This window comes from Flavobacterium sp., from assembly GCF_035299245.1.
Classification (GTDB): domain Bacteria; phylum Bacteroidota; class Bacteroidia; order Flavobacteriales; family Flavobacteriaceae; genus Flavobacterium.
Map to the genome: position 1 here is coordinate 77,905 of NZ_DATGWY010000022.1, position 23,949 is coordinate 101,853.

Here is a 23,949-nt window from a genome sequence, read left to right on the forward strand (position 1 = left end):
TTTAACTAATTTTTTCCAACAGCAACAATTCCTTCTTTCAGAATTTGTCCAAATTCATACATGTCTTCGTACGAACAATAAAAAGGTGCGGGCGCTAAACGGATTACATTAGGTTCACGCCAATCGGTGATCACACCGTTCGTCATTAAATAATCAAACAAAGCTCTTCCTTGACCATGAAGAAAAACAGACAGTTGACATGCTCTTTCCTCTTGATTTGAAGGAGTGATGATTTCGAATTCGGTTCCAGGAATTTCATTATCGATTTCGTGTAAAATGAATTCAAGGTAGGCCGTTAACTGATTTCGTTTGGTGATTAATTTATCCATACCCACTTCGGCAAATTGTTCTACTGATGCCAAATACGGAGCCAAAGACAAAATCGGTAAATTACTTACTTGCCAACCATCAGCACCGTGAACGGGATCAAAATTGGGCTCCATTTTAAAACGACGTTCTTTGTTGTGTCCCCACCAACCCGCAAATCGTGGCAAATTACTGTGATGGTGCTTTTCGTGAACAAAACAGCCCGAAGCATTTCCTGGACCAGAATTCATGTATTTATAGGAACACCAAGCTGCAAAATCGACATTCCAGTCGTGAAGTTCTAACTTGATATTTCCAGCAGCGTGAGCCAAATCGAAACCTACATAAGCGCCTACTTTATGACCTGCTTCGGTTATGGTTTTCATATCAAAAACTTGACCTGTGTAGTAATTCACTCCGCCAAAAAGTACTAAAGCCAATTCATCGCCTACTTCTTCAATTTTGGAAAGGATGTCTTCGAGACGAATGTTGTGTTCGCCTTCACGACGTTTGATTTCTATAATAACATCTTCAGGGTTTAATCCGTGTGAAACAACTTGCGATTGAAACATGTATTGATCGGAAGGAAAAGCTTTTTCTTCGCAGATGATTTTATAGCGTTGCTTTGTTGGGCGATAAAACGACACCATTAACAAATGCAAATTGATGGTAAGTGTATTCATTACGGTCACTTCAGAAGGCAAAGCGCCAACAATTTTACTCAACGGATGAGCAAAGCGTTCGTGGTAATCCCACCATGGTTTTTCGGCATAAAAATGTCCTTCAACAGCTAGATTGGCCCAATCATTCATCACTTCGTGAACGTATTTTAGCGTTCGTTTGGGTTGCAATCCGAGTGAATTTCCGGTGAAATAAATTACATTTTTGCCGTTGTGTTGCGGAAAAATAAATTCACTTCTATAATTTCTCAATTCGTCTTGAGTATCTAATTGTTGAGCGAATTCGCGGGTATTTTGAAATGTCATTAGGTTGTTTGTTTGGTGTAAAAATAGGTAAAAGTAGCAAAGTTTCAAAGTGGCTCAGTTACAAAGTGGCTCAGTTGTAAGAGAAAAGAAAAAAGACCGCTTCGCTGAAAGAAGCAAGACTGAGTTACTTTTGAAATTAACAATGTTTTTTTGCTTTTTCTTCTTAATTCTTATGAAAACCAATACATCTAATCCAGCCCTGATGGAAGCGGCATCCTTTTGCGAGGCACAAGCAAAAGATACAGCGGACAGCAGGACAAAACGTTATTGAAAGCAGAAAATAGCTGCTTCTGAAAATTCCGACAAACGGAAATTCAACCACTCAGTCACTTTCAGGCTTTGAAACTTTGGAACTTTGCAACTTTGCAACTTTGCAACTTTGCAACTCTAAGAATAAAAAAATCCCATCATTGCTGACAGGATTTGGTCTTTATCTAGTACGATTACAAAATCAACATGGCGTCTCCGTACGAATAGAAACGGTATTTCTCTTTGATCGCTTCGTCGTAGGCTTTGCGCATTAAATCGTGACCACAAAATGCCGAAATCATCATTAATAACGTTGATTTTGGTGTATGGAAATTGGTAATCATGCAATCTGCGATACTAAAATCGTAGGGTGGAAAAATGAATTTGTTTGTCCAACCGTCGTATGGATTTAGCGTTCTTGCTGACGAAACTGAACTTTCGATGGCACGCATGGAAGTGGTTCCGACGCAACAAATGCGTTTTTTATTCTCTTTGGCTTTGTTTACAATATCACAAGCTTCTTGAGAAATTTTCAGTTCTTCCGAATCCATTTTATGCTTGGATAAATCTTCTACTTCAACAGGGTTGAAAGTTCCCAAACCTACGTGAAGTGTTACTTCTGCAAAATTCACTCCTTTGATTTCCAAACGCTTCAAAAGGTGTTTAGAAAAGTGTAACCCAGCAGTTGGAGCGGCAACGGCACCTTCTTCTTTAGCATAAATCGTTTGATAACGTTCAGCATCTTCTTCGTTTACTTCGCGGTTGATGTATTTTGGAATTGGAGTTTCGCCTAATTCAGTTAATTTTCTTCTGAATTCATCGTACGAACCATCGTATAAGAAGCGCAACGTTCTTCCACGAGAAGTAGTATTGTCAATTACCTCAGCGACTAACGAATCATCATCGCCGAAATACAATTTGTTTCCGATTCTGATTTTTCGAGCAGGATCTACTAAAACATCCCATAGACGTTGTTCAGCATTTAATTCTCTCAACAAAAACACTTCAATACGAGCGCCTGTTTTTTCTTTATTACCGTACATACGCGCAGGGAAAACCTTAGTATTGTTCAGAATCATTACATCTCCGTCATCAAAATAATTGATTACGTCTTTGAATAATTTATGTTCGATAGTTCCTTTTTTTCTATCGACCACCATTAATCTTGATTCGTCACGGTTTTCGGTTGGATGTTCGGCTAATAGTTCGTTGGGAAGGTTGAATTGAAAATGAGATAATTTCATTAAAATGTGTTTAAAAGTTTAAGAGTTTAAAAGTTTAAGGAGTTTCCTCTAACATTCAAAATTCAGTTGGCAAATATACGATTGTGAGATAGGCGTTGTCAAGTGTTTTGGTGTTTATTTTTATTCTCGCCACAAAGACGCCAAGTCGCGAAGTTTTTTAATTGTTTCTCGCAAAGACACAAAGGCACAAAGTTTTACAGTTGATTAATTTGAAAACCAATGCTTTTTAAATCGTCCCAAAATGCAGGATACGATTTGGAAACCACTTCTGCATCTTCAATTATGAGTGATGTTTTTAAAGCTAATGGAGCAAACGCCATCGCCATTCGATGGTCTTGATACGTTTTAATTGTTACGTTTTGATTCATTTCTGAAGAGGTTTCCAACCTTAAACTATCGTCTGTAACAGAAATAGTAGCTCCTAATTTTGAAAGCTCATTTTTAAGTGCTTCTAAGCGATCGGTTTCTTTGATTTTTAGTGTATGCAAACCTGTTAGATGACAGCCAGTTCCCAATCCGAAGCAAGTTACCGCTATGGTTTGAGCAATGTCTGGACAATCATTCAATTGATAATTGACAATGGATAATGGATAATTATTAACTTTTGTAATAGTAATTGTATTGTCTTTGTTGAAAATTGTTTCCACACCAAAATCCTTATAGATTTCGACCAAAACGGAATCACCTTGTAGGCTATTTTTTTTATAACTTGAAAGAGTGATTTGTGTTCCGATTTTAGATAGAGCAACGATAGAATAACAATAAGAAGCCGACGACCAATCGGATTCTATAGTTAGGAGTTGCGCCTTCTGAGTTGTGAGTTTCGGAGAGACAATTATACGATTTCCTTCAAAACTAGTTTGAACTCCGATTTCGTTGAGCAATCCCAAAGTCATTTTGATGTAGGGTACCGAGGTTATTTCGCCTTCGAGAGTCAATTCTAATCCGTTTTCAAGTTTTGGAGCGATGAGTAATAAGGCCGAAATGTACTGACTGCTTACATTAGCAGGCAATGAAACTTTGTTTTGAGTTAGTTTCTTTCCTTTAATTTTAATCGGCGGAAAGCCTTCATTTTCTGCATATTCAATTTGGGCTCCGAGTTGTTGCAGCGCTTCTACTAAAATTTTTATCGGACGTTCTTTCATTCGAGACGAACCTGTTAGAACCACTTCTTTCCCTTCTTGAATTGCAAAAAAAGCGGTTAGAAAACGCATGGCAGTTCCGGCGTGGTGAATGTCTATTAGTTGTGGATTCTGCACTGTTGATTGTGGGTTCATCAACGCTTTTTCCATCACCTCTGAATCATCAGAATTGGAGGAATTATCCAGTTTTAAATTAGGAAACAACGCTTGTAACAACAACAATCGATTGGTTTCTGATTTAGAACCCGTGATATTTATTGTCGCGTTTGGGTTGACATTAGATGGTTGCAGAAGGAGATTCATTAGACAGTTTTCAGTGATTGACTACTTCAATTTATCATTATTGTGGTGACGGTCGTGATCGCGATTGGTTTTTAGATCCATTTTTTTATCGAACGCGGCTTGAAGATCAATTCCGGTTTGATTGGCAAGACACAAAACCACAAAAACTACATCGGCGAGTTCTTCTCCAAGATCTTTGTTTTTGTCGCTTTCTTTTTCGGATTGTTCTCCGTACCGACGTGCTATAATTCGAGCTACTTCACCTACTTCTTCGGTGAGTTGCGCCATATTGGTTAGCTCGTTAAAATAACGTACTCCGTGGTTTTTAATCCAATCATCAACTTCTTTTTGAGCGTTTTTTAGGTTCATTTTTTATATTTTTTTGAGTACTATTTTTTCATTTTCTTTTTTAATAATTTCATTGAAAACGGCTTTTAATTCTTGATAATAATCGGCTGAAATTAAAGAAGAGTTAACCGAAACGGTTACTGAAAGCTGAATTTTATTACCTGAAACAGCAGTTATGTATTTGAATCCCAACAAATTACCACTTGACTGAATTGAAATTGCCTTAGGCATCGACTCAACAACATATGCAGCGGGAAATTCAATATTAAACAAATATTTGTCTTCTTTTGGAAAAATAAAATCAACAGGATATTCTCTTTTTTCTTGCTTAAAAGGACTTTCATTTGAAGTGAAAAACATTAGAGGTGAAAAAAACATCTTATCTCCTATTGTATCGACTAAATCAGAGCTGGAAAAATCATAATTAACAATTACTTGGAGTTGCTCTTTATTTTCTTGTTTTTCTTTTGAAACTGAACAATTTTCTACCTTAATTACTCGGTGAATATCTTCGAGTTTTTCAGAATAATTTTGATTAGAGGTATTCTCGTATAAATCGTTAAAATAGAGTGCCTGATATTGAGTATACTGCTCTTTTAGTTTGCCAGTTACATTTCCTCCTTCATCAATTGTACACATCATATTTGTAATTTTAATTGAGTTCTGTTTCGGCATTAAATCTATTGATTCACTTTCGCCACTTTTATCAATGGCTCTTCCTTCCCAATTTAAATCTCTGATGGGCAAAATATTGATGTATGAATTTTTATCCGTTGCATCCATTACGTATAATTTCTCACCAATCTGGGCTCTTGCAATTACAAAATTCAATTGACTTCGATTGGGGAAAAGTGCAATCCCGTTTTTTCTAGTACTTATAAGAACTGGTCTGGCGTCAATTCCGGCCATTTTAAGCATTGAAACTAATATCAAATTTATTTCAGCTCCGTTTCCTACTCTATTTTCATAGGCCTTTTCAACACCATCTTTAGTGAGATATCCGTATTTTCCATTCCAATTCAAGGTATTTTTAACATAATTAAATACAATTTCAAGTTTCTTTTCATACGAATCAGCATCCGATAGTATAGCCTTTAGACTGTATAGATAGTATTTATTTTTTTCGATCTCATCACCAAACTTTTTTTCGAGGTAAATTGATTTTGCAACGTCTTCCCAATTTTTTGCTATTTGTTTTGGTGCTTCATCAGGATATCGAATGGTCATTAACTCATGGGTTAATTTTCCGTAATAATTATTGATGTTATTAACGTATTTTTCTTCAATTAATGCAGGGATTTTTTCTGCTTTATAAACCGATTTTATTTGTTTGTAATACAGATAAGAAGTATTACTGGTTGATGTATTGGTTGTGGGTTGTGATGTGTCTTCCAATTTTTGATCCAATTCAACATCAACAAATCCTGATCGTATTCCTTTGTAGAGATAAAATTCTGGTATTTCAGAAATGTATTCAGCATAATTTACGGGAATCTTATATTGATATTGAAAATCGGGCAGTTCTGATAAATTCTCAGACTTTAATTGATACCTGAGCTCAATAATTGAGCCTTCTTTTATATTGGGAAATGTAATAGACTTACTTTCCCAGTATTCATTTATTCGTTCTTTGAATTTACCTTCAGAAGCTACTTTTTCCTTAACAATTTCATCTCCTTCCAGATTGTACGTGAATGCACTAACAATTGAAATCGACTCATTATCTATTGCTTCATAACCAACGTAATAGGGAATTTCAAAATTAGCCCAATCAAATCCTTCTTTTTTATAGATTTTTAATTTTATGTAAAAATCGGTTATTGACACAAAACCCTTTTCATCGTAATATCTGAAGGTTGTTTTGGCTTTTTTAAAAAGAATTGTAGCTGGCGCAGTTGTATCATTTGGGTTTACTTTTTCCCTCAATTCTGCTTTTGTCACTTTTCCTAATTCATACTTTTGAGCAAAAATAGTAGTGTTAGCAAAACTAAAAAAAGTAAAAACAATTAAAAACCAACAGTTTAATTTCATATCTTTTTAAGAACGATTTTTTCATTTTCTACTTTAACAATTTCACTGAAAACAGCTTTTAATTCATCATAATAATCGGGCGGAATTATCGGAGTATTTATATCAAATGTAGCCGAAACTTGTATTTTATTATCAGTATTTGCAACAAGATATTTAAACGCAATCAAATTATCACTCATCGGAATTGACACTGATTTTGGCAAGGATTCTACAACGTATCCTTCTGGAATTGTAATGTTCAACAAATACCTATCTTCTGTAGGAAAAGCAAAATCGACAGGATACTCTCTTTTTTCTTGTTTGAATGGATTTTCTTTCATTGTTAAAAACAGCAAAGGCGAAAAATACATTTTGTCTCCAATTACTTCAACAATATTAGAATGTTTAAACGAATACGTTTCAGCCACAGGCTTATCCAATTCTTTGGTTCCAACCACATCGTACTCATTTACTTCTAAAGCATCATGCTTCTTTTCGAGCAATTCAATGTAGTTGTCTTTGGCCAAGTTAGCGTATCGAGCTCTGTGCATGAAAGCGTTATAATCAAAATACTGTTCTTTTATTTTTCCTTCAAGAACCGCATCTTTTGAAATTGAGGCCATAAGATTTACAACATCATTCGATACTCGCTTAGGCATCAAATCAACCTCAGCAGAAGTGCCATTTTTTCTAATAATTCTTCCAAACCAATTCAAATCTCTGATGGGCAGAATATTGGGCAATGAGTTTTTGTCTGTAGCGTCAAGAAGAACCACTTCATTCTCTAGCTCTACACCTGCTATTACATAATTAAAAGCCGATCTATTAGGGAAAATTGGTATTCCGTTGTCACGCGTGCTTACTAGTATTGGATTGGCTTCCACTTTGGCATAACGTAACATTGCAACGAGCATTAAATTGATTTCTGCGCTATTTCCGGTCATGTCTTTATAGGCTTTTCGCACACCATCATCACAGAAATAGCCGTAATATTCATTCCATTTTACTTTTGATTTTACAAAATCAAAAATTAACCCAATGCGTTCTTGTTGTGAACTAACGTCTTTTATTAATGCATCAATGTCGTTTTCAAAATACCCTGTTTTATCTAATTCCGGACCAAAACTCTCACTCTCATATATCGTTTTCACCACTGATTCCCAATCCATTGAAAGGTTTTTGAAGGGTTCATTAGGAAATTGAACCATCGATAACTCATACGTAACACTTGATGTGTAATTATCAATATTATTGACAAATGCTTCATCTTTTAATGCTGGGACATCGTTGCAAATGAACAGTGTTTTAGTTTCAATGTAACTGAATTGATCTTGAGAAAAAGTTGTTCTAGTAACTTCACCAACATCAGCTCTTTCTTTAGTTGTCAAAGTGATTGTTTTTGTATTTTTCTCTGTGGTTACAGCGGGAAAAACATATCCTTTTTGAATAGGATTGTATACATAGTACTCTGGCACTAATGTTTTGTATTCACAATAATTGACAGGAATACTAGTTTGGAAATCCCACTTATCAATTGTGCCAAACAAAGAAGACCGCACCACGCATTCAAACTCAACAATTGACCCTTCTTTTACATCAGGAAAAGTAATTTTTTTTCGATTCCAAAATTTATTTATTTTTTCAGTGAATTCTCCTTCACTTTTTAATTTAGTTTTTTGAATCTTACCATTAACGACATTGTAAGTGGTCGCTTTATCATAGCTTACAGACTCTTTAGAATTACCTGCTACGTAAAATCGTTGCTGATGATTTGCCCATTCGTAACCTTCCTTTTTGTATATTTTGATTTTAGCTTTGATTGTTGTTACCATTTCAAATCCATTCACCTGAGAATATTCAAATCTAACTTCTCCTTTTTTGAATAAATAAGCGGCTACAGCTGATGAATCTTTAGGATGCACTTTCTCATTTAACTCTTCGAGTGTTACTTTGCCTAATTCGTATTTTTGAGAAAATAAATTTAGTGTTGCCAACACCATTAGTAAGCTTAAAAAAAATGTTTTTTTCATGATTATGTTTTTTTAATAAGTGCAATTTTTGAGTTATCAGCTTTTGCAATTTGTTCAATAAACTTTCTGTAATTTTCGTATTCTGATTTGTCGTAGTATCCTTTTTTAAGTAGAAAACTTCTTTTGTAAATTATTTTTGTGGGACTAACAATTATAATTTCAGCGGTGTATTCTCCGAATTTATCTTTAATAGAAAAATTGTTAGGTTTTGCATCAATATTATAATTTTCAGGAAGTGATATTTGAATTTCATCTTCATCAAAAAAACCTCTCGAAATTTCGAATGGATTATTTCTAGTTCTATAACGCTGCGGCACTGCAGAATATTGATTGAACGCATTAAGCGGGAATATGATTGTATTGTTACTCACATTAGAATAATTAATCGCTGAACATTGAATTCTCTCTGTGAATAAAATGTTCTCTTTATCATTTTCAAAACTGTACTTATCAATGGTTAAATTCAGTAAATTACCAAAAATCTCTTTGTAGTGTTCTTTAATTTTATCGGCTGGTTCTTTTTCAATATGATACGAATTATCATAAGCAACGCCTTTGGATTTGATTTCAATAGTACAGGTAATTTTGCCGTCTTCAGAAATAGAGTAACTGGAATTCATTTTTTGATTATTATCTTTTTCCAGATATGAAGTTGTTTTCACAATCTCACCTCCATCAGGCTTGACAATTAACGCATAACGATCGTCTGTAAAATCTCCCTCAAAACCAAAAGGTGAAGTTTGGCTGGTACATTCTAAAAAAGTAAGTTTATCTTGGTTAGGTAAAGCTAAAACGGCATGATTACCTTGCATCGAAACGAAATCATTTTGAATATCATTTTTACTATTTCCAGCATAAATAATCGTGTAAAAAGTGGGTACATCAAATGCCTTTAGAAGTGAACGTGTATAGTTGGACAGCGCTTTACAGTCACCATAACCTAGACGATCAACATCTTTAGCAAGCATCGGTTTCCATCCACCAATTCCGAGTTGAACACTTACATAACGTGTTTTATCTTGAACGTACTTATAAATTGTTTTGGCTTTTTTTACAGGATCTTTTTCATCGCCAATAAGTAATTTTACCTTTTCAATTGTTTCGGGTTTAATTTCTTCGGTATCAGAAAGCAAATTAGTATACATCCATTTGCCAAAATCCTTCCAATTGGTAGCAGTTCCTTCAACACCTTTCAAAGAAAATTTTTCCAATCCAAAAATCACTTTGGGAACAATTTTAGGAAAAGACGGAGATAAATCTTCGTGTTTTATGGCTTGAGCATTTTCTAATGTATACAAGACGGCATCCTTCTCTTCTTTTTTTACAATGGAATAGCCTTCAAAATTTTGCTCTTTGAATTTAAATCCTAAATCGTCAGGATAGCTAATTTTAATGGTTGATTTTAACACACCTTCATAGGGATCATCGATCGGAATCCATGCTGGTATAAAGGCAGTATTGTCATCCACAACCTCGCTATCATAAACTAAGGTAAAAGGATATTCTGTTGGAGTATAGTCTAAAAACACCATTCTATTTTCGGTAATCACTGAAAAACCATCTGCCACGCTTTGGTCTTTGAAATCTTTTTGTTTGAACGATTTAATGACCTTTCCGTAGGCGTTATACATGGTTGCATCGAGCATTTTTATTTTGGTTGAATTGTCGTAATATTCTATTGCATCAACATTTTTCAACCCTAATTCGTTCAATACTCTAACTACTTTATGTTTTTTTATTGTAAAGGATTTCCTTGAATTAATTTCAATATCAATGCTTTGATTAATTACTATCGAATTGGCGTTTTCTTTAAGATTTTCTGGAAAAAGAAACAAATCATTGTTTATCTTTTGCGCAACCGAAACTGTTGTAAAAAGAAAAACAAAAACTGAAACAAAAATGAATTTCATGGGTTTATATTTACTCAAAAGTACAAATTTTTTACTTCTTTAATCTTTTTATACTATTAATTTGATAATTTATTAATCGTAACTCTAGGTTATTTGTAGTCTTTAAAATTGTTCACAAGAAGCAAAATTTAGAATCGATTTTGTCTTGAAAACGGCTTCTAACTTGCATCTTTAAATCAAGGAAAGTTTGTTTTCACTACTACTTAATCAAAATCTATTCTTTATTCTTTGAATCAATAATTATGGTAACTGGACCATCATTAAGTAAACTGACTTTCATATCGGCTCCAAACTGACCTGTTTGTACTTTTTTCTCAGCTTCTACTTCCATTTGAGTGACAAATTGTTCATACAACGGAATGGCAAGATCGGGTTTTGCTGCTTTTATATATGATGGTCGATTGCCTTTTTTGGTTGAAGCGTGAAGTGTAAACTGACTGACTACAATGATTTCTCCATTGATGTCTTTTACTGATAAATTCATCACTCCGTTTTCATCTCCAAAAACACGAAGATTTGCAATCTTGGCTGTCAACCAGACTATGTCTTCTTGAGTATCGGCTTCTTCAATCCCGATTAAAATCAGCAAACCGTTTGAAATTGATGCAACTATTTCATTTTCAATCGTTACTGATGCATGTGTGACTCTTTGGATTACGGCTTTCATTGTAGTGTTGGAAGTTAGCTTTATTTACGAGTTTCATCGCTGGCAATTCGGTCGTCGTTATAGGTATCTGTTCGGTAATGTTCGTCATCACCTTCCAAAATTTTCAAATAACTATTGTATCTCGACCAGGCTATTTTATCTTCTTCCAATGCTTTTTTGATGGCACAATTGGGCTCTTCTTTATGCAAACAATTATTGAACTTACAGTTGTCTTGCAACTTGAAAAACTCTGGAAAAAAACCACTGATTTCTTCTTTTTCCATATCGACAATTCCGAAACCTTTAATTCCGGGCGTATCAATGATTTTAGCATCAAAATCCAAATCGTACATTTCGGCAAACGTTGTGGTGTGTTGGCCTTGTTTACTTTGTTCGGATATGGACTTGGTTTTTAGATTCAAATTGGGTTGTAATGCATTGACTAGTGTAGATTTACCAACACCCGAATGACCCGAAAACATTGATACTTTCCCTGTCATCAATTGCTTTAGTTCATCAATTCCTTTTCCTTCTGTTGATGAAACACGCAGGCATTTGTACCCAATTTCAGAATAGATGTAGTGCAAGTACAATTGTTCATCGAGCATGGCATCATCATAGGTATCAATCTTATTGAAAACTAATACAGCTTCAATCCCGTACGCTTCAGCAGTCAACAAAAACCGATCGATAAAACTGGTTGTGGTTGGTGGATTATTAATGGTAATCAACAAAAAAACTACATCAATATTCGAAGCAATAATGTGCGTTTGTTTGGAAAGATTCACTGATTTACGAACGATATAATTCTTTCGGTCGTGAATATTGTGAATTTGCCCTACTTCTTCATCGGTGGTGTTGTCCAATTCAAAATCGACCACATCTCCAACCGCAATTGGGTTGGTACTTTTGATGCCTTTCATTCGAAACTTCCCTTTAATCCGACATTCATACACTTGATGATCATCGGTTTTAACGGTATAGTAACTTCCGGTTGATTTATAAACTAGTCCTGTCATGTTCAATTACGAATTCAAAATTGCGAATTACGAAAGGCAAAATTACAACTAATTTGCAATACACGATTCGCAATTTGAAATTCATACTGCATTATTGTTTAAAAATTTTCTCTTGATGGGTGATACTTTCTTGGTGAATGGCTTTGAAAAACTGAATGATGAATTCTTCGCTTAAGCCTTTTTGACTTCCTTCACTGATCATTTTATCGAGAATTTCATTCCACCGTTTATTTTGCAAAACCGCTACATTTTTCTCTTTTTTCAAAGCACCAATACTTTCAGAAACCTTCATTCTTTTACCAATAACATCGAGTAATTTAGCATCAAATTCGTCAATTTTAGAACGCAATTGATTCAGACGTTGCTGGTAATCGTCGGCATCATCAGTTGCTTTTCGGATGGTCAAATCGAAGATGATTTTCTTCAATCGTTCGGGTGTTACTTGCTGAGCTGCATCGCTCCACGCATTATCAGGATCGATGTGTGTTTCGATGATCATTCCGTCGTAATTCAAATCGAGTGCTTCTTGTGTCACTTGAAAAATCATTTCTCGATTTCCAGTGATGTGTGACGGATCAATGATCAGAGGAATATCTGGAAATTTATTCTGAAAATCGATTGCAATTTGCCACTCTGGGTTATTGCGGTATTTGGTTTTTTCATACGTTGAAAATCCACGGTGAATAACGCCTAACTTTTTGATATTGGCATTGTACAACCGCTCAACGCCGCCAATCCACAAAGCCAAATCGGGATTTACCGGGTTTTTTACCAAAACAATTTTATCGGTATTTTGCAAAGCATCTGCAATTTCCTGAACGGCAAATGGGTTTACCGTTGTTCGCGCTCCAATCCACAACACGTCGATATCGTGTTCTAATGCTAATTTTACGTGCGCAGCAGTAGCCACTTCGATTGCCATAAGTAAACCGGTTTCAGCTTTTGCTTTTTGCAACCATTTGAGTCCGATTTCGCCTACGCCTTCAAATCCGCCAGGACGTGTGCGCGGTTTCCAAATTCCGGCTCTAAAAATAGATACTTTCGAGTCTTTTAATTCGCGCGCAATTTGCATCACTTGACTTTCGGTTTCAGCACTACATGGTCCGGCGATCACTAGCGGATGTGGTAAATTAAAATCGTTCAACCACGTTCTCATTTCTTTGTTATTTTCCATATTATTTAGCTTTTAGCTTACAGCCTTTAGCTTTTAGCTTTGATATTTTTAATATTACTGCTAAAAGCTGATTGCTGATTGCTATTTTAAAATCTCCTTAATTCGATTGGTGTTTTGCATTTCATTATATACTTCTTCGTACTTGTCATTTTCCAATAATTCTTTAAAATGCGTCAGATTTGAAATGTATTCTTCTAATGATTTAACTACTTGTTTTTTATTTTGTTTGAAAATGGGCGTCCACATTGCGGGCGAACTTTTAGCTAAACGAACGGTACTCTCAAATCCGGAACCCGCCATATCAAAAATATCCTGTTCGTCTTTTTCTTTTTCGATGACGGTTTTTCCCAGCATAAACGAACTAATGTGGGACAAATGCGATACATAAGCGATGTGTTTATCGTGTGATTTTGGATCCATGTATCGAATGCGCATCCCGAGTTTTTTAAACAAATCCAATCCTTTTTCTTGCAATTTAAACGTTGTTTTTTCTACTTCACAAATGATGTTGGTCTTACCTTCAAACAAATTGCGAATGGCGGCTTTTGGCCCAGAAAACTCCGTTCCTGCAATAGGATGACACGCCATGAAATTTCTCCGTTTCGGATGATTTTGAATCACCTCACAAATGGGCAATTTGGTCGAACCCACATCAAAAACCAAAGTTTCTTCTCCAATTGCATGTAAAATCTCTGGCAAAATTACTAAACCAATGTCAACTGGCACAGCGAGAATCACAAAATCGGCATTGATTAGTTGATCAATTGTGGCGATTTGATCGATGAGTCCCAATTGTAAGGCTTGTTGTAAATGGTTTTCGTTTTCATCTATACCAAAAACCGCTGCATCATCAAAAGTAGATTTGATGTCGAGCGCTAACGAACCTCCTATTAAACCTATTCCTATTACGTATACTTTCATGTCTAAATTTCTATATCAAGATCGATTATCAATCGTTCGGCTCCATCAATTCGTTGGATTGCTTCCTTTATTTTTTCTTCTTTTACACATAATGAAAACCGAATATAACCTTCACCATTACTGCCAAAAATAGTTCCAGGTGTTAGAAATAAATGTTTCTCATACAATAATTCATCTATGAATTGCTCCGATGAACTTCCGCTTGGTAATTTCGCCCAAACGAATAATCCAACACTTTTTTCATCGTAAGTACAACCTAATTTTTCAGCCAATTGAAAGATCAAATTGCGTCGCTTAGTGTACATTTCATTCTGACTTTTAAACCATTCTTTTCCTAATTTCAATGCAGCAACAGCGCCTTTTTGGATGCCATAAAACATACCGCTGTCCATATTACTCTTCACTTTCAAAATGCTGTCGATGAACTCTTTTTTTCCACACACCATTCCCACACGCCAACCTGCCATATTAAAAGTTTTGCTGAGTGAATTGAGTTCTAAAGCGATGTCTTTTGCACCATCAACTTGCAGAATAGATAACGGATTATCGTTCAAAACAAAACTGTACGGATTATCATTTACAATCAAAATACTGTGTTTTTTTCCGAATGCTATTAGTTTTTCATACAACTCAAAAGTAGCATTGGCGCCCGTTGGCATGTGTGGATAACCTACCCACATCAATTTCACTTTGGACAGATCGAGTTGTTCCAATTGCTCAAAATCGGGTTGCCAATTATTCACTTCTTTCAAATCGTAGCAAATCGGTTGGGCCTGAACCAGTTCGGTTACCGAAGCATAAGTTGGGTAACCCGGATTGGGAATCAACACCTCATCGCCTTCATTTAAAAACGCCAATGAAATGTGCATGATTCCTTCTTTTGAACCCATTAATGGCAGAATTTCCGTATTGAAATCCAAGCTGACATCGAATTGGTTTTTATAGAAATCTGCAAAACCTTTACGCATTTCGGGCAAACCTTGATAGCTTTGGTATTCGTGTGCTTTGACATCAAACATAGAACTTTGAATGGCCGAAATTACCGTTGGATGTGGCGCAGCATCTGGACTACCAATCCCCATATTAATCACAGGTTTTCCCTCTGAAATCAGTTGATTGACTTCTCGCAGTTTTCTGGAGAAATAGTATTCTTGTACGGTTTGTAAACGTTGGGCAGTTGTAATCATTTTATTTAAATTTCACTTTCAATGGCAATGACAATATCAATCGCAATTTCAATCTTAGACTAATAGTTCAATTTCTTGTTTTGATTTTTGATATTTTCATTGTTTATTCTTACTGTATTCTCCCAACACTTTAAAATGGTTGGTCATTAGTTCTAAAATCTTTTTGGCTTTTTCGAAATGTTTGTATTTTTCAAAAACCACATCTACAAAAAACGAATATTGAAATGGTGTTTCAATAATCGGTAACGATTGTATTTTGGTCAGATTTAATTTGCAATTGGTCATCACATTCAAAACCGTCGCTAAACTTCCGGGTGTATCATCCAATTCAAATTTGATGGACGCTTTGTTGATGTATTCTTTGGGCAACGAATTTTCATCTTTACTAACTATAAAAAATCGTGTCATGTTGTTATTTACCGTTTGAATTTCTGGTGCAATGATGGTCAAATCGTACATTTCGGCGGCTACTTTACTGGCGATTGCAGCAATCCCTTTGGTTTGATTTTGGTGAATGCGACGTGCGGTTTCGGCTGTGTCTTTATCTTCCACTAGTTTAATTTGCGGGTGTTTTTTTAGAAAATCCATGCATTGCAAAAGCGCCATTGGATGCGAATGCACCTCACTGATTTCCGATAATTGTTGACCGTTGAGCACCATTAAATTCTGAATAATATCCAAATAGTATTCGCCAATAATATGTAAGTTGTTTTTATCAATTAAAGCATAATTGGGAATAATAGAACCTGCGATGGAGTTTTCAATGGCCATTACCGCTAATTGCGAATGATTGTTGAGTACACTATCGATTACGGCTTCAAACGATAAACACTCGTCGATGGCAACATTCTCTTGAAAATATTCCAATGCGACCTGATGGTGAAACGATCCTTTAATTCCTTGTATGGCTACTTTTTCTTTCATTATATTCAAAAAAAAATCCCGATTTGCATCGGGATTGTGTTTCTATATTAGTTTCAAATTTTACTTTTTAACATATACCAACGTCAATCCCTTTTTCTGTCCGAAGAAGAAATAAAAGAAATAGTTGTAATATGTTGCGATATTTGAATTCATTGTTGTTTTATTGTTTTGCTAAAATAGGAAAAAATGGTAAACTTCGACAAAAAATGTAAAAAAAATAACGAAGTCGTTTTCGTGAGCATGTTTTGACACGAATTTCAAAAGTTTCATCCATCAGTTTCTGATTGTAAAAATGACTTAGCTCCAATTTGTGTAAAATCATAAAAACAACAAATAATCGTTATGCTAATGAAGCATTTTAGATTTTATTTATTAATCCTTACATTTGCTCTAAATATCTCATTATGTCAATAGAAGTTCAGAATATTTCAAAAAATTATGGTGCTCAAAAGGCATTGGACAACGTTTCGTTTTCGGTAAAAAAAGGTGAAATTGTAGGATTCCTGGGTCCGAATGGCGCTGGAAAATCAACTTTGATGAAAATTTTAACGACGTATATTAACGCCGATGAAGGAACCGCATCTGTGAATGGAAATGATGTAGCTGAAAACCAAAAAGCAGTTCAACTTTCGGTGGGTTATTTGCCTGAGCACAATCCGTTGTATTTGGATTTGTACGTAAGAGAATATTTAGAATTCAATGCAGATGTCTATAAAGTAGCCAAATCTCGAATTGAAGAAGTAATTCAATTGACTGGCTTGTCGTCTGAAAGTCATAAAAAAATAGGTCAGCTTTCGAAAGGTTACCGCCAAAGAGTAGGTTTGGCGACAGCGTTGTTGCACAATCCAGATGTATTGATTTTGGATGAGCCAACAACGGGTTTGGACCCGAATCAGCTGGTGGAAATTCGGAATGTGATTAAAAATGTGGGCAAAAACAAAACGGTTTTTTTGTCGACGCACATTATGCAAGAAGTAGAAGCGATTTGCGACCGTGTCATCATTATTAATAACGGAAAGATTGTTACTGATAAAAAACTTGACAAATTGGTTTCGGAAGTAACAGCACAAGTAATTGAAGTTGAATTTGACAAAGCCATAACTACAGAATTACTAGGTTCACTTACCGATTTGACTTCCTATAAAAATACGCACGATAATGTGTGGGAATTGACTTTTGAAACCGAAACGGATATGCGTTCGGTTTTGTTTGATTTTGCTCAAAACAACGGATTAAAAACACTACAGCTTAACTTGAAAAGCAAAAACTTGGAGACTATTTTTAGAGAAAAAACGGCTAAGAAGTAGTTTTCAGTCGCAATCACAGTTTACAGTACACTTTATTTAAACAACTGACCTAGCCCTGATAGCAGTGAAACGCTTTTTTAACAGGAAAACCAATTTTTGTTGCGTCAAAAAGCGACCGAATGGAAGCTCTTTTGGTGCTTACAAAAATAGTTTGAGTGTAAAAAACGTGGAACGGATAGCAGGAGTAGCTTCTAATTATAAATCACCTGACCTTGGTACAATTGCTGTACATCGACTAAAGGCGGATTGTTTTTTAGCACAATATTCCCAGTGCTGACCATTTTTCCGGTGATGCTTTGAATGGGTTTCACAATCATATCGTTAGAACCGCGATGGAAAACCTCAAGATTTTGTATTGTTAAATCTTGCGCTTCAATGCGACTATCACCTGCATAAAATTCGAATAAGCCTTGAGTAGTTGCACCCGAAATATAAAATCGGGAAACATTGTTGGTTTGAATCACCAGTTGACTGTTATTTACGTTGATGAAAAAATCGCCTGTTCCGGCACCTTCCAATCCATCGCCGTCTTTATCCAGCGAAAACAATCGTAAAACTGGATAAGTCAATACACCAACCGAAGAAACATTGCGCTCCGATTTTGAATAAATATCGCTTAAATCAGGAGCAGTTACGTACACTTTGGTAACGCCGTATTCGCGAACCCAGTTGCACGTATTGTTATTTCTGCACGAAAGAATGTTGCCACTTTGAGTCACTTCAATATCGTCGATGATGTTTTCGCCCGTTTCGATTACTACTTTGTATTCTGGACCTTGAGTGACAATCAATTCGATTCCTTTGTGGATTTCAATGCGAGTGAAAGGAGTAACGGCAACTTCTTTTGTGGTGATGTCGCCGAGTGACTCAACACAATCGCTTGGTTTTTCGCACGAAAACAGTAAAACTAAACTTAAAACTAGTAGTATTTTTTTCATATCAATATTGAATTAAAGTCGAACTCCGATTCCGAATTCCAATGCTTCTGCCAAGAATAAATGGGTTTTGATGGTAAATCCTCCAAAGATTTTGGGCGTAAAATAGTACTTCATTCCTACTCTATCATAAATGGGAATATCGTGTTTGTAAGGTTCGTAAACGTAATAACCTACTTGCGCTTCGAGTGAAATTCGGTTGATGAAAAACTCATGACCTACAAATACTCCAATTCGTTTGTAATCAGTATTGGGATCGATATTTTTTTCAGGATAAGCAACCGATTGATAGTAGATGAAGTCTTTGAAAAATTCGGTCAAGAATAATTCTGTTCCCAATTGAACGGCACTTTTTCGACCCAAGCGTTTGTCTGCATAAAACCCAATGTGATAGAACGGATGCTGACCACTGTTGATGATTGGACTTTCGTTAACACCTCCACGAACTACAAAATTGTATTTGATCGGTTCTTTGTAGTTTACTTTTTCATACACTGTATCAACAGGTTTGCTTTTTTCACCATCAAAATCGTAATTCACACCCACATTAAACAACAACGTATTCACGCCGCTGTTGGGCGATTTGGTTCTTCCGTTGGAATAATGAGTGAAAAGGAATCCGGCTTGCAGACCCAATTTATCAATAATATTTTCTTTTTTGTACAACAAACCAATGTTGGTGTTGGCCACTATAGTTGAACCAAACGCTTTGTTTTTACTGTTGTCTTCTTTGTCGTACGGACTGGTCGCATAAGCTACACCTTGACTTAGTTTGAATTGCAGATTGCGGTTCAAGAAGTAAAAATTATACATGGCACCAACCGAATAATTTTCGCCTAAAAACGTATTATTGAACTTTTGGTAGAGAAAATAGCCTCCAAAATCGGGGTAATTGTAGGCGCGATGCCATTCTTTAGTTCCGTGTGTTTGTTTGGCAAAAGTAACCAAAACACCTTCTGGATGTCCGGCTAAATGATGCAAATCGGGTGTGTGAGGCAACACATTCCCGGCTAAAACAGAGACTTCAACCGCATTGGTTTCGGGTTTTTCTTGTGCTGTAATCGTAGAACCAATCAATAAACAAAGTAAGTACAGTTTCCTCATCCTAAATTTTTAAGTTCACAAATATAGCAGAATATCTTTAGGATTTATAAAAAGGATTGGGAGCGAATGGTTTGGGCTTTCTTGTAATCGTCTTTCCTGCTGTCCGCTTCAATAAAAAATGCTTTCAAACACTGAAAGCATTTTTTATTTTCTCTTCCATCAGGGCTAAATGGGTTTTGTCTTTTGTGAAATTAAAAGTATTTTTGAGAGAAAAAAGTGAAAAATACGGTTGCAAACTTCTTAACAATGTATCTCTTTGAGATTATTATTCTATTTTCAGTACCAATCATTGAACCACCACAATTAAACTTTTTTGAATTTTTTACCATTTGGATACTAATTGCGGCATTTTTAAATTCAATCTCAATAATCTACTTAATCAGAAAAAAGCCTAAATATTATATCTGAACAATTATTATTGGAATTATAATAGTAATCATCCCTGCAGCATTACTATATGACTTTATGCATACTGTTGTTCCTGATGACTATTAGATTAAAAAACCTCTTTCGCTATCGCTTTAATATTCTCTGCTTTCCCCATCGAGTAGTAATGAAGCACCGGAATTCCGGCAGCAACTAACTCTTTACTTTGGGCAATGCACCACTCAATTCCGATTTGTTTTACGGCGTCGTTGTCTTTGGCTTTGACCACTTCCATAATTAAATCGTCGGGCAATTCGAGACTGAAACGATGTGGAATCAAATTCAGTTGTTTTTTGGTAGCAATTGGTTTTAAGCCTGGAATAATTGGCACTGTGATTCCGGCTGCACGAACTTTCGCTACATAATCGAAGAATCTTTTATTATCAAAAAACATTTGCGTTATGATGTAATCGGCGCCGTTTTTTATTTTTTGTTTTAAGAAATGGATGTCGCTGTCCAAACTTGGTGCTTCCATGTGTTTTTCAGGATAACCTGCCACTCCGATACAGAAATTGGTTTCGGCTGAGTTTTTCAAATCTTCATCCAAATAAATTCCTTTATTCAAATTATTAATTTGCAACACTAAGTCGGTCGCATATTCGTTTCCTTCGCGTTCCGGTCGGAAATACGTTTCGTTTTTTAAAGCATCGCCACGAAGTGCTACTACATTATCAATTCCGAGAAAATCCAAGTCAATCAGTAAATTTTCGGTATCTTCTTTGGTAAATCCGCCACACAAAATATGTGGAATCGCGTCAACGTTGTACTTATTTTGAATTCCGGCACAAATACCTACTGTTCCTGGACGTTTTTTTACAATCTTCTTTTGCAACAAACCATTCGGCAATTCTTTAAATTCGTATTCTTCACGATGGTAGGTTACATCTATAAATGGTGGTTTGAATTCCATCAAAGGATCAATTCCGTCGTAAATAAACTGTATGTTTTGTCCTTTTAAAGGCGGTAAAATTTCAAAAGAAAATAGTGGTTTTCCGTTGGCGTTTTCTATGTGTTGGGTTACTTTCATTTTTGTTTGTTTATGGTTTTTGGTTTATTGTTTATGGTTGCTGAACTATGAACCACAAGCAATAAACTATAAACTTATCTTAATCTGCTTTATTCGGTGACAACCATTTATTGGCTGCTTCTGTACTGATTCCTCTTCGTTTGGCGTAATCGATGATTTGGTCTTCTTTTATTTTTCCTAAACCAAAATATTTACTTTCAGGATGTGCAAAATAATAGCCTGAAACCGATGATGCTGGCCACATGGCCATGCTTTCGGTCAACTTCACCCCGATTTCCTGCTCTACATTCAACAGTTTCCAAATGGTGGGTTTTTCCAAGTGATCAGGGCAAGCTGGATAACCTGGCGCTGGACGAATTCCTTTATATTCTTCGTTGATCAAATCTTGATTGGTCAGGCTTTCTTCCGAAGCATATCCCCAAATTTCTTTACGTACTTTGAGGTGCAAATATTCGGCAAATGCTTCCGCTAATCGATCGCCTAATGCTTTGACCAAAATGGAGTTGTAATCGTCGAGTTGCTTTTCGAATTCAGCTGCTTTTTCATCAACTCCAAAACCTGTAGTCACACAAAAACATCCAATATAATCTTGCTTCCCTGAATCTTTGGGCGCAATAAAATCGGCTAACGCTATATTGGGTGCGCCAGCGGTTTTTTGCGATTGTTGGCGTAAGGTTAAAAAGTTTATGGTTTGTGGTTTATCGTTGATGGTTTGCACAACCTCAACATCATCGTCGTTGATTGTATTAGCAGGGAAAATTCCGAGGATTCCTTTGGCCGTCAACCATTTTTCGGTAACGATTTGGTTCAGCATTTTTTGGGCATCATCAAACAAATGAGTGGCTTGTTCGCCTACCACTTCATCGGTTAAAATAGCGGGATATTTTCCGTACAATTCCCATGAGCTGAAAAATGGTGTCCAATCGATAAAATCAACTAATTCTGTTAATTCGACTTCAACGGTTTTGGTGCCGATGAAATTGGGTTTTACCGGTTCAAAATCATTCCAATTGAGTTGCAATTTATTTTTACGGGCTTCTTCAATTGACAAGTAATTTTTATCACGACTTCTACTCAAATATCCTTCACGCAATTGGTCGTATTCTTCACGAACGGTTTTGGCGTAAGACACTTTAGTTTCTGCTTGAAGTAAATTACTAGCAACGGTTACGGCGCGTGAAGCATCGTTGACGTGAACAACTGTTTCCTTGTATTCGGGAGCAATTTTCACGGCTGTGTGCGCACGAGAAGTGGTTGCACCGCCAATCATGATTGGAATTTTGATGTTTAATTTGTCCAATTCTTTGGCTAGATACACCATTTCGTCGAGCGATGGCGTTATCAAACCGCTTAAACCAATAATATCTACATTGTGTTCTAAGGCTGCTTTTATTATTTTTTCAGGCGGAACCATCACCCCTAAATCGATGATTTCGAAATTATTGCAACCTAAAACTACGGCTACAATGTTTTTCCCAATATCGTGAACATCACCTTTTACAGTGGCCATTAACACTTTCCCAGCAGATGATGATTTTCCGTCTTTTTGCGCTTCGATGTAAGGCAACAAATAGGCAACCGCTTTTTTCATTACACGTGCTGATTTTACAACTTGTGGCAAAAACATTTTTCCGCTTCCGAATAAATCGCCTACTACGTTCATTCCGTTCATCAAATAGATTTCGATGACTTCAATGGGTTTGGATGCTAATTGTCGGGCTTCTTCTACGTCTATTTCGATGAATTCGTCTATTCCTTTGACTAAAGAATGCGTCAATCGTTCTTGAACCGAACCATTGCGCCATTCTTGAACCGCTTTTTCATTGGTTTTGAAATCGCCTTTAAAACTCTCCGCCAAATCGAGTAATCGTTCGGTTGCGTCGTCTCTTCTGTTCAATAAAACATCTTCTACGTGCTCGAGCAAAATTGGGTCAATTTCATCGTAAATCTCAAGCATTTCTGGGTTTACAATTCCCATCGTCATTCCATTTTTAATGGCGTGGTACAAAAAGGCCGAATGCATGGCTTCGCGCACTTTATCGTTTCCTCTGAACGAAAACGAAACATTACTCACACCGCCAGAAACATGAGCGTATGGAAGATTTTCACGAATCCATTTAGTTGCTCTGAAGAAATCTAAAGCGTTTAGTTTGTGTTCTTCCATTCCGGTAGCGACAGGAAAAATATTCGGGTCAAAAATGATGTCTTCCGCTGGAAAATGAACCTCATCCACCAAAATATCGTAACTTCTTTTACAAATTTCAATGCGTCGTTCATAAGTATCAGCCTGACCGTCTTCATCAAAAGCCATGACGATTACTGCTGCTCCGTATCGTTTTATAAGTTTGGCGTGATGCACAAAAGCTTCTTTTCCTTCTTTGAGGGAAATAGAATTCACAACTCCTTTTCCTTGAACCACTTTCAAACCCGCTTCAATGATTTCCCATTTGGAACTATCAATCATTACGGGAACACGAGCAATATCAGGTTCGGCAGCAATTAAATTGAGGAACTTGGTCATGGCGTATACACCATCTAGCATTCCTTCGTCCATGTTGACGTCGATGATTTGCGCTCCGCCTTCAACTTGAGCACGAGCGATATCAAGCGCTTCTTCGTACTTTTCTTCTTTGATTAAACGAAGAAATTTACGAGATCCTGTTACATTGGTTCGTTCACCTACGTTGACAAAGTTGGTTTCAGGAGTTATAATTAAAGGTTCTAAACCCGATAATTTTAAGTATTTTGTTTCTGACATATATTTATTTGAGT

General features: G+C 36.0%; 18 protein-coding genes. 1 reads left to right on the top strand and 17 read right to left on the bottom strand.

Annotated elements, in window-relative coordinates; genetic code table 11:
* Positions 1–5: 5 nt before the first annotated feature.
* The 13 genes from kynU to VK161_RS14105 form a co-directional block, all read right to left on the bottom strand.
* Entirely contained in the window at positions 6–1,292 is a 1,287-nt protein-coding gene (gene kynU, locus VK161_RS14045) for a kynureninase (RefSeq protein ID WP_324215425.1), read from the bottom strand.
* A gap of 443 nt (positions 1,293–1,735) precedes the next feature.
* Complete coding sequence (gene queA / locus VK161_RS14050) at positions 1,736–2,785, bottom strand: tRNA preQ1(34) S-adenosylmethionine ribosyltransferase-isomerase QueA (protein ID WP_324215426.1); 1,050 nt, start codon at positions 2,783–2,785, stop codon at positions 1,736–1,738.
* A 194-nt stretch (positions 2,786–2,979) separates the two neighbouring features.
* Complete coding sequence (gene aroA, locus VK161_RS14055; protein WP_324215427.1) at positions 2,980–4,230, bottom strand: 3-phosphoshikimate 1-carboxyvinyltransferase; 1,251 nt, start codon at positions 4,228–4,230, stop codon at positions 2,980–2,982.
* Between the two features lie 21 nt (positions 4,231–4,251).
* Positions 4,252–4,578 carry a nucleotide pyrophosphohydrolase gene (locus VK161_RS14060; RefSeq protein ID WP_324215428.1) on the bottom strand — a complete coding sequence of 109 codons (327 nt, stop codon included), beginning with the start codon at positions 4,576–4,578 and terminating at the stop codon, positions 4,252–4,254.
* Between the two features lie 3 nt (positions 4,579–4,581).
* A complete protein-coding gene (locus VK161_RS14065) occupies positions 4,582–6,588 on the bottom strand; it encodes a transglutaminase domain-containing protein (protein ID WP_324215429.1) in 2,007 nt (668 codons plus the stop codon).
* Positions 6,585–8,597, bottom strand: coding sequence for a DUF3857 domain-containing protein (locus VK161_RS14070; RefSeq protein WP_324215430.1), 2,013 nt, complete (start codon positions 8,595–8,597; stop codon positions 6,585–6,587). Before VK161_RS14070 ends, VK161_RS14065 begins: the two co-directional genes overlap by 4 nt.
* 2 nt (positions 8,598–8,599) lie before the next feature.
* Positions 8,600–10,507 carry a DUF3857 domain-containing protein gene (locus VK161_RS14075; RefSeq protein ID WP_324215431.1) on the bottom strand — a complete coding sequence of 636 codons (1,908 nt, stop codon included), beginning with the start codon at positions 10,505–10,507 and terminating at the stop codon, positions 8,600–8,602.
* 214 nt (positions 10,508–10,721) lie between these two features.
* On the bottom strand, positions 10,722–11,174 hold the full coding sequence (dtd, locus tag VK161_RS14080; protein WP_324215432.1) for a D-aminoacyl-tRNA deacylase: 453 nt from the start codon (positions 11,172–11,174) through the stop codon (positions 10,722–10,724).
* A 20-nt stretch (positions 11,175–11,194) separates the two neighbouring features.
* Positions 11,195–12,172, bottom strand: coding sequence for a ribosome small subunit-dependent GTPase A (rsgA, locus tag VK161_RS14085; RefSeq protein WP_324215433.1), 978 nt, complete (start codon positions 12,170–12,172; stop codon positions 11,195–11,197).
* Positions 12,173–12,263: 91 nt separating this feature from the next.
* On the bottom strand, positions 12,264–13,346 hold the full coding sequence (locus tag VK161_RS14090; RefSeq protein WP_324215434.1) for a bifunctional 3-deoxy-7-phosphoheptulonate synthase/chorismate mutase type II: 1,083 nt from the start codon (positions 13,344–13,346) through the stop codon (positions 12,264–12,266).
* A gap of 81 nt (positions 13,347–13,427) precedes the next feature.
* Positions 13,428–14,267: a prephenate dehydrogenase gene (locus tag VK161_RS14095; protein ID WP_324215435.1), complete on the bottom strand. Its 840-nt coding sequence runs from the start codon at positions 14,265–14,267 to the stop codon at positions 13,428–13,430.
* A 2-nt stretch (positions 14,268–14,269) separates the two neighbouring features.
* Positions 14,270–15,454, bottom strand: a complete 1,185-nt coding sequence (locus tag VK161_RS14100; RefSeq protein WP_324215436.1) for a pyridoxal phosphate-dependent aminotransferase — start codon at positions 15,452–15,454, stop codon at positions 14,270–14,272.
* 96 nt (positions 15,455–15,550) lie between these two features.
* A complete protein-coding gene (locus tag VK161_RS14105) occupies positions 15,551–16,378 on the bottom strand; it encodes a prephenate dehydratase (protein WP_324215437.1) in 828 nt (275 codons plus the stop codon).
* 404 nt (positions 16,379–16,782) lie between these two features.
* Between VK161_RS14105 and gldA the strand changes: the two genes are divergently transcribed.
* A complete protein-coding gene (gldA, locus tag VK161_RS14110) occupies positions 16,783–17,685 on the top strand; it encodes a gliding motility-associated ABC transporter ATP-binding subunit GldA (protein ID WP_324215438.1) in 903 nt (300 codons plus the stop codon).
* Between the two features lie 191 nt (positions 17,686–17,876).
* On the opposite strand, the gene VK161_RS14115 is transcribed toward gldA, so the two are convergent.
* The 4 genes from VK161_RS14115 to metH form a co-directional block, all read right to left on the bottom strand.
* Positions 17,877–18,623 carry a head GIN domain-containing protein gene (locus tag VK161_RS14115; protein ID WP_324215439.1) on the bottom strand — a complete coding sequence of 249 codons (747 nt, stop codon included), beginning with the start codon at positions 18,621–18,623 and terminating at the stop codon, positions 17,877–17,879.
* Positions 18,624–18,635: 12 nt separating this feature from the next.
* Complete coding sequence (locus tag VK161_RS14120) at positions 18,636–19,724, bottom strand: acyloxyacyl hydrolase (protein ID WP_324215440.1); 1,089 nt, start codon at positions 19,722–19,724, stop codon at positions 18,636–18,638.
* A gap of 496 nt (positions 19,725–20,220) precedes the next feature.
* Positions 20,221–21,177 (bottom strand): methylenetetrahydrofolate reductase [NAD(P)H], encoded by a 957-nt coding sequence (metF, locus tag VK161_RS14125; RefSeq protein WP_324215441.1) that lies wholly within the window; start codon positions 21,175–21,177, stop codon positions 20,221–20,223.
* A 79-nt stretch (positions 21,178–21,256) separates the two neighbouring features.
* The gene (metH, locus tag VK161_RS14130) at positions 21,257–23,935 is read right to left on the bottom strand and encodes a methionine synthase (protein WP_324215442.1); all 2,679 of its coding nucleotides are present in this window, start codon (positions 23,933–23,935) and stop codon (positions 21,257–21,259) included.
* Positions 23,936–23,949 lie beyond the last annotated feature (14 nt).